Source organism: Anaerosacchariphilus hominis (assembly GCF_014290175.1).
Taxonomy (GTDB): Bacteria; Bacillota; Clostridia; order Lachnospirales; family Lachnospiraceae; genus Laedolimicola; species Laedolimicola hominis.
Window position 1 is genome coordinate 1 of record NZ_JACOOR010000007.1, and the last position, 12,779, is coordinate 12,779.

13 protein-coding genes, 3 tRNA genes and 1 rRNA gene are annotated in these 12,779 nt (G+C 53.2%); 15 read left to right on the top strand and 2 right to left on the bottom strand.

The window, feature by feature from the left end; genetic code table 11:
• Positions 1-116: ribosomal RNA gene (locus tag H8S44_RS11945) — 23S ribosomal RNA — on the top strand; the annotation flags it as partial.
• 289 nt (positions 117-405) lie between these two features.
• A tRNA-Asn gene (locus tag H8S44_RS11950) sits at positions 406-477 on the top strand.
• 117 nt (positions 478-594) lie between these two features.
• On the opposite strand, the gene H8S44_RS11955 is transcribed toward H8S44_RS11950, so the two are convergent.
• A complete protein-coding gene (locus tag H8S44_RS11955) occupies positions 595-1,125 on the bottom strand; it encodes a transcription repressor NadR (RefSeq protein ID WP_186873673.1) in 531 nt (176 codons plus the stop codon).
• A gap of 255 nt (positions 1,126-1,380) precedes the next feature.
• On the opposite strand from H8S44_RS11955, the gene H8S44_RS11960 reads away from it, so the two are divergent.
• The 3 genes from H8S44_RS11960 to H8S44_RS11970 all read left to right on the top strand — a co-directional run bounded on the left by H8S44_RS11960 (position 1,381) and on the right by H8S44_RS11970 (position 2,761).
• Positions 1,381-2,346, top strand: coding sequence for a D-2-hydroxyacid dehydrogenase (locus tag H8S44_RS11960; RefSeq protein ID WP_186873674.1), 966 nt, complete (start codon positions 1,381-1,383; stop codon positions 2,344-2,346).
• A gap of 223 nt (positions 2,347-2,569) precedes the next feature.
• A tRNA-Glu gene (locus H8S44_RS11965) sits at positions 2,570-2,641 on the top strand.
• 49 nt (positions 2,642-2,690) lie between these two features.
• Positions 2,691-2,761, top strand: a tRNA-Cys gene (locus H8S44_RS11970).
• Positions 2,762-2,809: 48 nt separating this feature from the next.
• On the opposite strand, the gene H8S44_RS11975 is transcribed toward H8S44_RS11970, so the two are convergent.
• Positions 2,810-3,523, bottom strand: coding sequence for a sulfite exporter TauE/SafE family protein (locus H8S44_RS11975; RefSeq protein WP_186873850.1), 714 nt, complete (start codon positions 3,521-3,523; stop codon positions 2,810-2,812).
• A gap of 121 nt (positions 3,524-3,644) precedes the next feature.
• Here H8S44_RS11975 and H8S44_RS11980 point away from each other — a divergent pair, with 121 nt between their 5' ends.
• The 10 genes from H8S44_RS11980 to H8S44_RS12025 all read left to right on the top strand — a co-directional run bounded on the left by H8S44_RS11980 (position 3,645) and on the right by H8S44_RS12025 (position 12,774).
• Positions 3,645-4,589, top strand: coding sequence for a sugar kinase (locus H8S44_RS11980; RefSeq protein WP_186873675.1), 945 nt, complete (start codon positions 3,645-3,647; stop codon positions 4,587-4,589).
• 14 nt (positions 4,590-4,603) lie between these two features.
• Positions 4,604-4,837 (top strand): hypothetical protein, encoded by a 234-nt coding sequence (locus H8S44_RS11985; protein WP_186873676.1) that lies wholly within the window; start codon positions 4,604-4,606, stop codon positions 4,835-4,837.
• A 32-nt stretch (positions 4,838-4,869) separates the two neighbouring features.
• Positions 4,870-5,283: a C-GCAxxG-C-C family protein gene (locus H8S44_RS11990; RefSeq protein ID WP_186873677.1), complete on the top strand. Its 414-nt coding sequence runs from the start codon at positions 4,870-4,872 to the stop codon at positions 5,281-5,283.
• A 26-nt stretch (positions 5,284-5,309) separates the two neighbouring features.
• The gene (locus H8S44_RS11995; RefSeq protein ID WP_186873678.1) at positions 5,310-5,909 is read left to right on the top strand and encodes a 4'-phosphopantetheinyl transferase family protein; all 600 of its coding nucleotides are present in this window, start codon (positions 5,310-5,312) and stop codon (positions 5,907-5,909) included.
• 29 nt (positions 5,910-5,938) lie between these two features.
• Positions 5,939-6,745, top strand: a complete 807-nt coding sequence (srtB, locus tag H8S44_RS12000) for a class B sortase (RefSeq protein ID WP_186873679.1) — start codon at positions 5,939-5,941, stop codon at positions 6,743-6,745.
• 18 nt (positions 6,746-6,763) lie between these two features.
• On the top strand, positions 6,764-7,489 hold the full coding sequence (locus tag H8S44_RS12005) for an NAD-dependent protein deacylase (RefSeq protein WP_186873680.1): 726 nt from the start codon (positions 6,764-6,766) through the stop codon (positions 7,487-7,489).
• A complete protein-coding gene (locus H8S44_RS12010) occupies positions 7,479-7,664 on the top strand; it encodes a DUF951 domain-containing protein (RefSeq protein WP_186873681.1) in 186 nt (61 codons plus the stop codon). Before H8S44_RS12005 ends, H8S44_RS12010 begins: the two co-directional genes overlap by 11 nt.
• A gap of 291 nt (positions 7,665-7,955) precedes the next feature.
• The gene (locus H8S44_RS12015; RefSeq protein WP_186873682.1) at positions 7,956-8,654 is read left to right on the top strand and encodes an ABC transporter ATP-binding protein; all 699 of its coding nucleotides are present in this window, start codon (positions 7,956-7,958) and stop codon (positions 8,652-8,654) included.
• 10 nt (positions 8,655-8,664) lie between these two features.
• The gene (locus tag H8S44_RS12020; RefSeq protein ID WP_186873683.1) at positions 8,665-10,983 is read left to right on the top strand and encodes an ABC transporter permease; all 2,319 of its coding nucleotides are present in this window, start codon (positions 8,665-8,667) and stop codon (positions 10,981-10,983) included.
• An 87-nt stretch (positions 10,984-11,070) separates the two neighbouring features.
• On the top strand, positions 11,071-12,774 hold the full coding sequence (locus H8S44_RS12025; RefSeq protein WP_186873684.1) for a hypothetical protein: 1,704 nt from the start codon (positions 11,071-11,073) through the stop codon (positions 12,772-12,774).
• Positions 12,775-12,779: the final 5 nt, after the last annotated feature.

Below are 12,779 nucleotides of genomic sequence, written 5' to 3' on the forward strand. Positions count from 1 at the left end.
GATATCCCATTCGAAAGAAGTAAGACCCCTTGAAGACGACAAGGTAGATAGGGCAGAGGTGGAAGTGTGGTAACACATGGAGCTGACTGTTACTAATAGGTCGAGGGCTTGACCAAGAGCGGAGAGAGCGGTCAGACGGAACAGATGCGGAGAAGAGGAGTGCTGGCACTCCGAAGCAAAGCAGATGTGACGGCTGAGCATTCGCGGAGCGAAGGCACGAAGAAGCGCGCAAGCGGTTCTGAGTGACTGGTCTCGTGCGAGTAAAGAAAGCAAAATCTTCGCGAAGCGTCATAGGATAGAAAATGTCTAAAAGATATGCAGTATATAGTTTTGAAGGTACAAAAAATTACCTGAACACTTGACATACGTTGGGTGATCAGGTATTATGGTATCTGAATTAAATATTCCTCGATAGCTCAGTGGTAGAGCGTTCGGCTGTTAACCGAAATGTCGTAGGTTCGAGCCCTACTCGGGGAGCTTAAAAACCCTGTAAGCGTTGCTTACAGGTTTTTTTGTGGGTGCAATTTGTGTGAAAAGAAAAATAGTCCTCCCGTTTTTTGATATGCTCTCCGGGAGGACTTGTATTTTGTTATTTTACTGTACCTGCTCCCAGGGCTGCAGAGGAGCCAGGAAACCTGCCTCCTGGAGCTTTTGCTGGATCATATCCAGGCGTTCCGGGGTATCGGCGGCCACCAGATGATAGTGATAGCCGGAGGTGGCGTTGCTTAAGACACTGGAGCGGCTATTTTTCAGAGTTTCCATAAACTCATATACATCCTGGCGGGAACGGATATCCATATCGGCCGAAATCCGGCCGTAGAGCCGGTGGCTGATGCTGATATTCTTGATGTGGCCGCCACAGTCCACGATAAGGTTCATCTCATCGGCAGTTTGCGCCGGCGTGTGGCAGACTTTGAACTCACGGGCGCTGCCATTGTCCTGCTGGAGGACATAGCCCCGGGTGGTAGACAGAATACCGGGGGTGGAGACCCGTATCACGGCCATATCCTGCACGATCACCTGACGGCTTACCCCGAAGTGTGCGGCTAATTCTTTGGCGGCCACAGGGGCGTCAGCCTTTTTCAAAAGTTGTAAAATCTCTGTTCTGCGCTGTGCGGTTGTCATGATACAGAAGTACTCCTCTCTATAGGGTTTCTGTATTCCATTGTAACACCTGGCTGGACAGGTGGCAAGACAGAGCAGAAATATAATAAAAATGTGAAAAATGTAGTTTATGGGGGTGGGATATGATATAATGAGCGCAAGCGAGTCAACATACTCGTATGATTGACGAGCGGCGAATGTTGATTATGAATCGAAGATTCATAATCTAATGTCGTCAGACGACAGAATTTCACAAAGACACAGGAGAGAAAGAGCATGAAAATCGTAGTATTAGACGGTTACACGGAGAATCCCGGAGATTTAAGCTGGGGAGAACTGGAGAAGCTGGGAGAGTTCACAGTTTATGACAGAACCTCTCTGACAGACGAGAACGAGGCCATAGAGCGCATTGGCGATGCGGAGATCGTGATTACCAATAAGACTCCGATTACAAAGAAAGTGCTGGACAGCTGTCCGGGCATTAAATATATCGGCGTGCTGGCCACAGGCTACAATGTGGTGGACTACGCCTGCGCAGGAGAGAAAGGCATTCCGGTCACCAATGTACCGGGCTACGGAACAGACACAGTAGCTCAGTTCGCCTTTGGATTGCTGTTGGAGATTTGCCACCATGTGGCTCATCATTCCCAGGCAGTGCATGAGGGGCGCTGGGAGAACTGCCCGGACTTCTGCTTCTGCGATTATCCGCAGATCGAGCTGGCCGGAAAGACCATGGGAATCATTGGTTTCGGCAGAATCGGCCAGAAGGTGGGAACCATTGCAAAGGCTTTTGGCATGAAGGTATTGGCTCATTCTCCTCACGAGCATGAGAGCGGAAAAGCCATCGGAACCTATGTAGATCTGGATACGTTGCTCAGAGAATCCGACGTAATTTCCCTGCACTGCCCCTTATTCCCGGCTACAGAGGGTATCATCAATAAAGAAACTATCGGAAAGATGAAGGACGGCGTCATCATCCTGAACAACAGCCGCGGCCCGCTGGTGGTGGAGCAGGATCTGGCTGACGCCCTGAACAGCGGCAAAGTGCTGGCTGCAGGTGTAGACGTGGTAAGCTCCGAGCCCATCCACGGGGACAATCCTCTTCTGGACGCGAAGAACTGCTTTATTACGCCCCATATCGCCTGGGCCACCAAGGAAGCCCGCCAGCGTATCATGGACTGCACCCTGAAGAATCTGCAGGCATTTCTGGACGGAGAACCGGTGAATGTGGTAAACGGGTAGGAAAATAAAAGCTTCAGATGCTCATCGGCTGTGCGTATAAAATTTCGCACAGCCGGTTCTTTGACTGAATGGGCAGAGCGGACAACCCGCTGGTCCTCCGGAGAGAGCCAAAAAACTTGAAAAAAGAAGAAAAAACCCTTGCAAATCCCGATAAACTATGATAATATAATCGGGCACGGCAAAAGAACCGAGCTAACGCCCATCCAAAGGGGCAGACAAATAAGGCTCCTTGGTCAAGCGGTTAAGACATCGCCCTTTCACGGCGGTAACACGGGTTCGATTCCCGTAGGAGTCATTTATATCTTGACGGAATAGATTCGTTGTGATATACTATGATAGTTGATGGCGACATAGCCAAGTGGTAAGGCGTGGGTCTGCAACACCCTGATCACCAGTTCAAATCTGGTTGTCGCCTCTAAAAAGAACTGATTTTTCAAAATGAAAAATCAGTTCTTTTTTTCTGTTATTTCCCCCAAAGCACCTTAAAAAACAGCACCGTCAGCACAAACAGAATAATGGGCCGCACGATGCGGGAGCCGTTCTTTACCACCATGCCGGATCCCAGGTAGTTGCCTGCGATGCAGCAGGCGGCGGCCGGGAGGCCCAGGGCGAAGAAGACTTTACCGTTCAGAAGAAAGACGGTGAGGGCGCCGATATTGGAAGCTAGGTTCACGGCCTTGGTGTTGGCGGAGGCCGTCAGCAGGTCGATGCGGGCCAGGCCCGTGTACAGCAGAATCAGGAAGGTGCCGGTGCCGGGGCCGTAGAAGCCGTCGTACATACCTACGAGAAAGGAGGCCGGCATGGAGACCAAAAAGGTATTCCCCCGTGACAGAGGTTCTTTTTCGTGGCTGTTCAGCTCCTTTTTCCGAAGCACGTAATAGGCCACGATGGGAAGCACCGGAAGAAGCATGTAGCGGATCAGTTGATCGCTGGCCAGCAGAGCCAGATTTGATCCCAGGCTGGAGCCGATGAGGGAGCAGAGAACGCAGGCGCCGGCCAGTGGCAGATCCATGTAGCGGAAGAGCCGGACGGCGGAAATGGTGGTTCCGATGGAGGAGGACAGCTTATTGGTGGCCAGGGCCGTATGGGGAGGCAGACCGGCAAAGAGATAGGCAGGCAGGGAGATCAGGCCGCCGCCTCCGCCGATGGAGTCCACGAATCCGGCCAGGAAAACCAGGGGACAGAGATACTGCTGTCATTTTACCGAACGCGGAAGCGGCTGTCAAATACAAAAAGTCTTTGTCCTGGGCTGTGGGACGTAGTATAATAAGAAAAAACGGACGGGGAGAAGGAACGGTATGGGATATGATATTGTGACAATGGGGCCTCTGCTCTGTGAAATCATGCGGAAAGAGCTGGATAAGCCGCTGGATCGACCGGCGGACTTTACGGGACCCTATCCCAGCGGGGATACGGCCATCATGCTGAATGCGGCGGCCAGACTGGGGGCCAGGTGCGCCATGATCGGCGTGGTGGGAGATGACGGCTTCGGAAGATGTGTGACAGATCGGCTGAAGGAGAACGGCGTGGACTGCTCCATGATCCGGGTACACCCGGAGGCGGCCACGGGAACAGCCTTTGTGTGCTATTATTCGGACGGAAGCAGGAACTTTCTGTTCCATGTACACCATGCGGCACCGGGCATGCTGGAGCCGGAGGATGTGAAGCCGGAGAAGCTGGCGGGAAGTAAATGGCTTCATGTGAGCGGCTTTACCATGTCGGTGAATCAGGCCAGCGCAGAGGCGATCTATAAAATGGTAGAGACGGCGTCGCCGGAGTCAAAGGTCTGCTTTGACCCGAATATCCGGCCTGAGGCTCTGAGCGAGGAAGAGATTCGGAAGCTTTGTATGCCGGTGATCCGGCGGGCAGACATCATTTTCCCCAGCAAGTCCGAGGCGGCTATGCTGACCGGCTGTGCCACAGACGAGGAAGGCTGCAGAAGCTGGGCGGCAGATGGAAAAATCGTAGTGCTGAAAAATGGCGATCAGGGCTGTCGGATCTACAGCGGGACGGAAGCCTTCGACGTGCCGGGCTTTTCTGTGGAAGAGGTGGATCCTACGGGAGCCGGAGATACTTTCTGCGGAGCTTTCCTGACAGGGCTGACGGAGGGAATGAGCCTGGAGGACTGCGGCCGCTTCGCCAACGCAGCGGGAGCCATGTCCGTGCGGAAGCAGGGACCCATGGAGGGAGCGCCCTCCCGGGCAGAGCTGGAGGCATTTTTACAGGAACAGACAAATACGTAATATAAAATAAGGAGATGACTATGAAATTCAAGGAGCAATATCTTCAGGGGAAGATTCCCTTTGAGGAGATCGATAAATACATTGAGGACTGGGGAAACAGTGACGAGACCTGCACCCTGCGGGAGTATCTGGGACTGAACGCGGAGGAAGAGGACGTGTGGATCTCGGACAGCGACGAGGCACTGCAGGAGCTGCTGGATCAGCAGAAAAAGCAGACCGTTTGTGTGTACACCGGAACGGCCTGGTAATACAGACAAAAAGACAGATGGAGGATTGAAAAATGGAAAGCAGAATACAGAAGACATTGGAGAATCACGCAAAGGGATATAACTGTGCCCAGGCAGTAGCCTGCGCTTACTGCGATCTGGTAGGAATGGACGAGCAAAGCGTATTCCGTGCCACAGAGGCCTTTGGTCTCGGTATGGGCGGCATGCAGGCCACCTGTGGAGCCGTGTCGGGCGCGGTGCTGCTGGCCGGACTGAAGAGCAGCTGCGGCGATCTGGAGGCACCCGTGAGCAAGGGAAAGACCTACCAGATATCCAAAAAGATCGTGGAGGGCTTTCAGAAAAAGAACGGTTCCACAGTCTGTAAGGATTTGAAGGGCGTAGAGACCGGAGAGAGACTGCGCTCCTGTGACGGCTGTATCGAGGACGCAGCTGCGCTGGTGGAGCAGATTTTATTTGCGGAAGAATAAAGCTTCCGGCTGAAAGAGGAGAGAATATGACAGAGATCCGCCTGGCAAGGACAGCACCGGGAGAAGATCCGTCTACGGCAGCCAGAAGGCTGCTTACGTCTGCGCTTGAAACAGAATATGGGATTCCGGCGTCCGCTTTTCAGGTGGAAAAGGATGAAAAAGGGAAGCCCTATCTGGCCGGATACTCTCATATCCATATCAGCATTTCCCACAGCGGCCCTTACATCGCCTGCGCCTTTGGGGAGAGACCGGTGGGTGTGGACGTGGAAATGTGGAAAACACACCCGAAATGGCGGCGGATCGTGGATAAACTGCATTCCCGGGAGCGAGAAGAACTGCTTCAGAGCTGCGGTGGTGTGATTTCCGGGGATACAGAAGAACCGGTGAGAGAGTTCTGCGGTCTCTGGGTACGAAAAGAAAGCTTTTTGAAAGCCATCGGGGAAGGCCTGCGGGTGCCTCTGGATCTCTTTGACACCACCGGGGAATGGGTAGAGCAGGAGCTTTCGCCGGAGCGGTGGAGGCTCTGGCAGTACGAGCCGGAGGAAGGCTGCAGTCTGGCAGTCTGTATGGTCGGAGACGATGGGACGGAGCCGCATTTGCAGCTGGATCTTTTTTCCGGAGTCTGATAGAATGGGGACAGAGTGAGGAGGATATGATGAAAAAAGGCAGAAAAAAGAAAAAAAGAGGAATGTCCATGCCGCTGATTCTGGCCATGGGCGTTTGCGTGATTGTATTGGCGGTAAGTATCTGGCAGCTTTCGAGTATCTTCCTGGAGTATAAGGCAGGAACCGATGAGTATGAGAAGCTGCAGGATACTTTTGCGCCGGAGGAGCCGTCAGAAGTGAACGAAGACGATGGGGAAAAGGACGACGGTACGGCGACTGAGGACACAGATGGGGAGGAGACCGTAAAGCGAGTGGCGGTCAGCGAGCTTCAGGCCCAGAATCCCGATACTGTGGGCTGGATCCAGATTCCCGGAACCGGGATCAGCTATCCGCTGATGCATACCGGGGATGATTCCTATTATCTGAACCATACTTTCAGCAAAAAGGTGAACAGCGCAGGAAGCATCTTTATGGAGACCCTGAATAATCCGGATTTTTCAGATCTGCACACGATCATTTACGGTCATAATATGAAAAATGGTTCCATGTTCGCGGGACTGAAGGAGTATCGTTCAGCGTCCTACATGGTGACCCACCCGAATATCTATGTGGATCTGGCGGACGGAACCCATGCATATCAGGTGTTTTCCGTCTATGAGGCGGATGCCGACAGCGACAGCTATACCATCGGCTTCGCACCGGATGAGCAGTATGAGACATTTTTGAGCACCATCAAGTCCCGCTCCCAGTATGACACAGGCGTGGAGGTGACGAAGGAGGATTCCATCATTACCCTGTCCACCTGTACCAGGAATGGGGAGAAGCGGTTTGTGGTGCATGCGAAGAAGCTGTATTGAGCATAGGGGGAGGTTTCTATGGCAGTTCCAGGGGATAAGGTCAGACTTTTGAAGCAATATGTAGAGGAAAGCAGTTCTATCGTCTTTTTCGGCGGCGCAGGCGTGTCCACTGAGAGCGGCATCCCGGACTTCCGGAGCGTGGACGGTCTCTATCATCAGCAGTGGAAATATCCGCCGGAGACCATCATCAGCCACAGCTTCTTCCTGCGGGATCCGGAGGAGTTCTACCGGTTTTACCGGAAGAAACTGCTCTGCCCGGAGGCGAAGCCCAATGCGGCCCACAAGAAGCTGGCGGAACTGGAGGCGGCAGGAAAGCTGAAGGCTGTGGTAACCCAGAATATCGACGGACTTCACCAGATGGCCGGAAGTAAACAGGTCTATGAGCTGCATGGCTCGGTGCACCGGAATTATTGCCAGAAGTGCGGAAGGTTCTATGATATGGAGTATATGCTGCATTCTGAGGGAGTGCCCCGGTGCGAGTGTGGCGGTGTTATCAAGCCGGATGTGGTGCTCTACGAGGAGGGCTTGGACGACGCGACCATCCGCGGCGCGGTGCGGGCTATCTCTCAGGCGGATATGTTGATCATCGGCGGTACATCACTGGCGGTGTATCCGGCAGCAGGACTGATAGATTATTTTACCGGAAAGCATCTGGTTGTCATCAATCGGGACGCGACGCCCCGGGATGCCAGCGCAGATCTGCTGATCCAGGGCAATATTGGAGAGGTTTTAAGTGGAATATAAGGTAGGAGATATCGTAAAATTAAAAAAAGCGCACCCCTGCGGAAGCTCCGAGTGGGAGATCTTAAGGGTAGGCGCGGATTTTCGTCTGAAATGTATGGGCTGCGGACATCAGATTATGATTGCCAGACGGCTGGTGGAGAAGAATACACGGGGCTTACGGAGTCCGGAGGCATAAGAGCTATCCGGAAAATTCCTTCAGATGGGATTCTGTTTCAGGTTTGCATGGAAAATAAGGAAAAATGCACGGGATTATGTTTTTGAGCATAATTCTGTGCATTTTTTATTAGAAATAATTTGCATGGAAGAGAGGGCGGCCATGAACAGTGTGGCAACAGGAAAATTTACTGTCGAAATGCAAAAATCAGGTAAAAAAGTATGGAAATCTGCTTCCCGGTGTACTATAATTTCCCTGTAAAGTTAGTTTGCATTAACTAACTGGAGAAATACGCATAATTGGGAGGGAGTCATGTTTCTTACCATCAACAATATCAAAAAATCCTTTGGCTCCGGTGACAGTCGGGTGGATGTGCTGAAAGGTATCAACCTGTCCATGGAGCGGGGCGAATTCTGCGTGCTGCTGGGGCCTTCCGGTTCCGGCAAATCTACGCTCCTGAATATTATCGGCGGAATCGACGCGGCCGATGAGGGCGATATCTGCATCGAGGGCGAGCGGATGGCCGACATGAAAGAGAAGAAGCTGACGGCCTACCGCCGAAAGCACTTAGGATACATTTTCCAGATGTACAACCTGATTCCGAACCTGACCGTCCGGGAAAATATCGAGGTGGGCGCGTATCTGAGTGACAAGCCTCTGGACGTGGACGAGCTGCTCCACACCCTGGGTCTCTACGACCATCGGAAGAAGCTGCCGAACCAGCTTTCCGGCGGACAGCAGCAGCGTACCGCCATCGGACGGGCCATTGTGAAGAACCCGGATATCCTGCTCTGCGACGAGCCCACCGGAGCCCTGGACTATCAGACCTCCAAGGACATCCTGAAACTCATCGAGACCGTCAACCAGAAGTACGGCAACACCGTCATCATGGTCACCCACAACGACGCCATCAAGGACATGGCGGACCGGGTGGTGCGGCTGCGCGACGGCATGATCCGCAAGGATTACCGGAACGAGCATAAGATTCCGGCCGAGGATCTGGAATGGTAGGAGGCGTGGTATGAAAAATCCGCTGCGGAAGCGCTTGTTGCGCGAGCTGAAAAGTGAATTTGGAAAATATCTGGTGATTTTCCTTCTGCTGGCCGGAACCATCAGCCTGGTATCGGGCTTTCTGGTGGCGGACGGTAGCATGATCATTGCCTATAACGAAGGTTTTGAAAAATACAAGATCGAGGACGGTAACTTCCGTCTGGGCGAGAAGGCCAATAAAGCCCAGCTGAAGGCCATTCAGGAGCTGGGCGTCACGGTTTACGATCTGTTTTACGCCGAGGAGCCCCTGACCAATGGCAGTACTCTCCGGATCTATCCGAATCGGGATCAGGTAGATCTGGTCTGCCTGATGGATGGCGAGATGCCCACGGGTACGGACGAGATCGCCATCGACCGCATGTATGCGGATAATAACGGCCTGACTATTGGCGACAAGCTGGAGAGCGGCGCCCGTTCCTGGATTGTCACCGGCCTGGTGGCGCTGCCCGATTACAGTTGTCTTTTTTCAGACAATAACGACAGTATGTTTGACGCGGTGAAGTTCGGCGTGGCCATCGTGACGCCGGAGATGTTCGCGAATTTCGGCAAGGATGAGCTGTATTGGAACTATGCCTGGAAATACGACGTGCCGCCGGAGGAGGGCGAGCCTGAGCAGGATGCCGCTGAGGATCTGATGCAGGGCATCCTAAATGAGGCCGAGCTGGAGAATTTCGTTCCCACCTATCAGAACCAGGCCATTCAGTTTACCGGCGACGATATGGGAAGCGACCAGGCCATGATGGTCATCCTTTTGTATATTGTTATATTGATCATGGCTTTCGTTTTCGGAATCACCACCAGCAGCACCATTTCCAGGGAGGCCAATGTAATCGGTACCCTGCGGGCTTCCGGTTATACGAAAAACGAACTGATTCGGCATTATATGACCATGCCCACGGTAGTGACACTGATCAGCGCCCTCATCGGCAATATCCTGGGTTATACCTCCCTGAAGGAGGTCTGCGCCGGGATGTATTACGGCAGCTACAGCCTGCCCACCTACGTGACCGTCTGGAATGCGGAGGCCTTTGTGGAGACCACGGTGGTGCCGGTGATTCTGATGATGGCGGTCAATTACCTGGTGCTTCGGCGGAAGCTGGGCCTGTCGCCCCTGAAGTTCCTGCGGCGGGATTTGAGCCGTCGGAAGCAGAAGCATGCCATGCCGCTAAGCCCCCACATTCCGTTCTTTACCCGGTTTCGTTTAAGGGTCATTTTCCAGAATGCCGGTAACTACCTGATACTCTTTATCGGAATCCTTTTCGCCAATATGCTGCTAATGTTCGGCCTGGCCCTTCCGGCGGTGTTGGACCACTACCAGGCGGAGATCGAGCAGAACCTGCTCTGCAATTACCAGTACATTCTGCAGGTGCCCTATGACGCCATGAATGAGGATAAGAAGCTGGAGAGTATGATTTCCATGCTGTATTTCCGGAACGAGGTGGAGACCGACAATGAGGACGCCGAGAAGTTCACGGCATACGCCCTGAATACGCCGGATAAACCCTATATGAAGGAGAGTGTAACACTCTACGGCCTGCAGGACGACAGCCGGTATATCCCCCTTGATTTTCGGGATGAGGGCGTGTATATCTCCTCGGCTTACGCGGAAAAGTATCTGCTGGAGCCCGGGGATGAGATTACTCTGTACGAGGAGTATGGTACTGACACCTATACCTTCCGGGTGGATGGCATCTACCACTACGAGGGCGGTTTGACCATTTTCATGGCTCAGAAGGAGCTGAACACCTTATTTGACCTGGGGAATGACTATTTCAGCGGTTATCTGTCCGATACGGAAATCACGGATATCGACGGGAAATACATCGGCTCTGTCATCGACGCGGAGGCCCTGACCAAGATATCCAGGCAGCTGACCGTGTCCATGGGAAGTATGATGGGGCTGGTCAATGGATTTGCCATGCTGATGTTCATGGTGCTGGTCTATCTGCTGTCGAAGATTATCATCGAAAAGAATGCCCAGTCCATTTCCATGACAAAGATTCTGGGCTATTCCAACGGGGAAATCAGCGGACTCTACATTATGTCAACCACGATGGTAGTAATCCTGTTTCTGCTCATCAGCCTGCCCATTGAATATGAAGTGATGGTGGTGCTGTTCCGCATGATGATGCTGCAGAGCATCAGCGGCTGGATTACCTTTTATATCGGGCCGGAGATTTATGTGGAAATGTTTGTAATGGGCTTTGTAACTTACCTGGCGGTGGCTCTTCTGGAATACCGGAAGATCCGGCATGTGCCCATGGACGCGGCCCTGAAGAATGTGGAGTAACTGGCAATGATTCAGGAGTGCGAAATCCCATCGGCGAAGCCGATTTTCGTGGATTTTGCATCGTGCAGTTATGAGGAGAGTGAGAGTATGAACGGAAAGAAATTGCTGAAAGAAAAGCTGGGACTGCTGCTGATCCTGCTGGTAGTGATAGCGGTGGGAGCGGCAGTCAGCTTTGGGATAAAAAAAGGAAAAACGAAGGACGACAGTGCGGCGGTTTCAGCGGGTACATCGGCGGAGGCTGTTTCCGGAACCGATTCGGAAGATATCTATGAGAATCAGGATTCTTCGGCGGAAAAGGATAAGACAGAAACGGTTTACATAAAATCGGACGCCGAGGGAAACACAAAAGAGATTACCGTGGAAACAGTGCTGAAACATCCGTCTGACGGCTCGGATATTCAGGATCAGAGTAATCTGAAGGACATCCGCAATACCAAGGGTGACGAAGAATATACGAAGGGCTCCGACGGAAACCTCATCTGGGAGAACCACGGCGAGGACATTTCCTATAAGGGAACCAGTGATGCAGAGCTGCCGGTCAGGGTAAAAGTCAGCTACTATCTGGACGGCGAACAGATCAGTCCCAGGAAGCTGGCCGGAAAGAGCGGTCAGGTGAAGATACGTTTTGACTATGAAAATTCGGCCACCGAGACCGTGACGGTAAAGAACAAAGCCTACCAGGTACAGACGCCATTCTTGGTTATATCGGCGCTGGCGTTGCCCTCGGACACCTTCTCCAATATCCAGGTGGAAAACGGCAGGCTGATGCAGATGGACGACCAGAACATGGTCATCGGCTATGCCATGCCCGGCCTGGCGGACAGTCTGCAGCTGTCCGGCTATGAGGTAACCGAGGATATGGACATTCCCGAATACGTGGAAGTGACCGCGGACGCGAAGGACTTTGAGCTGGAATTTACCGCAAGCATCATCACACCGGGGCTTTTGGAGGATCTGGATACGGACGACCTGAAGGATGCAGACGACTTCGCAGATGGCATGGACGACCTGAAGGATGGTGTGGACGATCTGGACGAGGGCGTGGGAGAGCTCTATGACGGACTCAAGGAATTTTACGGCTATCTGGACGAGTATACCAGCGGGGTGACGGCTCTCCGGGACGCCATGAACCAGGTGCGTGACGGCGCAGGACAGCTGACGGTGAATAGCAAAGGACTGAACGATGGTGCGGCGGCTCTGCAAAGCGGGCTGGAGCAGCTGAACGCCGGATTGAAGGAAGCTTCCGAAGAAGGTGAAAGTGAGAGCTCCCAGGAAGTCCTTGTGTCGATTCTGGGGAAGCTGAACGGTCTGACGGATGAGCAGAAGGAGGCATTGGCTGCTGCAGGAATTTCGGAGGAAGAGCTGAGTGCGTTGAGCGGCTATGCGCAGTCACTGGCAGCAGTACAGCCCACGGTGGAGGCTCTGGCCGCAGGCAGCAAGCAGCTGACCACCGGCCTGACAGCCTACACCACAGGAGTCAGCCAGCTCTATGCAGGCACAGAAAAAGTCGTGGAGGGCGGCACCACCCTTTGTACCGCGGGCGGCGAGCTCTACGACGCCTTCGGGGAAGCCCTGGACGGTGTCAGAGAGCTGCGTGACGGCGTCCGAGACTTTAAGAAGGACGGTATCGACGAACTCACCAGGCTGGGAGGCTCCGACTTCCGCAACGTTATTAACCGCCTGCGGGCAGTGAAAGAAGCCGACGACGGCTACGACAACTTCGCGGGGCTAGCCGAGGGCAAGACCGGAACGGTGCGGTTTATCGTGGAGACCGAGGAGATCAAGAAATAGCATTC

What these genes read in the sequence shown, in the direction of transcription:
- H8S44_RS11955 (WP_186873673.1), bottom strand. Translation starts at nt 1,125, where the DNA reads ATGACAACCGCACAGCGCAGAACAGAGATTTTACAACTTTTGAAAAAG.
- H8S44_RS11960 (WP_186873674.1), top strand. Translation starts at nt 1,381, where the DNA reads ATGAAAATCGTAGTATTAGACGGTTACACGGAGAATCCCGGAGATTTA.
- H8S44_RS11980 (WP_186873675.1), top strand. Translation starts at nt 3,645, where the DNA reads ATGGGATATGATATTGTGACAATGGGGCCTCTGCTCTGTGAAATCATG.
- H8S44_RS11985 (WP_186873676.1), top strand. Translation starts at nt 4,604, where the DNA reads ATGACTATGAAATTCAAGGAGCAATATCTTCAGGGGAAGATTCCCTTT.
- H8S44_RS11990 (WP_186873677.1), top strand. Translation starts at nt 4,870, where the DNA reads ATGGAAAGCAGAATACAGAAGACATTGGAGAATCACGCAAAGGGATAT.
- H8S44_RS11995 (WP_186873678.1), top strand. Translation starts at nt 5,310, where the DNA reads ATGACAGAGATCCGCCTGGCAAGGACAGCACCGGGAGAAGATCCGTCT.
- srtB (WP_186873679.1), top strand. Translation starts at nt 5,939, where the DNA reads ATGAAAAAAGGCAGAAAAAAGAAAAAAAGAGGAATGTCCATGCCGCTG.
- H8S44_RS12005 (WP_186873680.1), top strand. Translation starts at nt 6,764, where the DNA reads ATGGCAGTTCCAGGGGATAAGGTCAGACTTTTGAAGCAATATGTAGAG.
- H8S44_RS12015 (WP_186873682.1), top strand. Translation starts at nt 7,956, where the DNA reads ATGTTTCTTACCATCAACAATATCAAAAAATCCTTTGGCTCCGGTGAC.
- H8S44_RS12020 (WP_186873683.1), top strand. Translation starts at nt 8,665, where the DNA reads ATGAAAAATCCGCTGCGGAAGCGCTTGTTGCGCGAGCTGAAAAGTGAA.
- H8S44_RS12025 (WP_186873684.1), top strand. Translation starts at nt 11,071, where the DNA reads ATGAACGGAAAGAAATTGCTGAAAGAAAAGCTGGGACTGCTGCTGATC.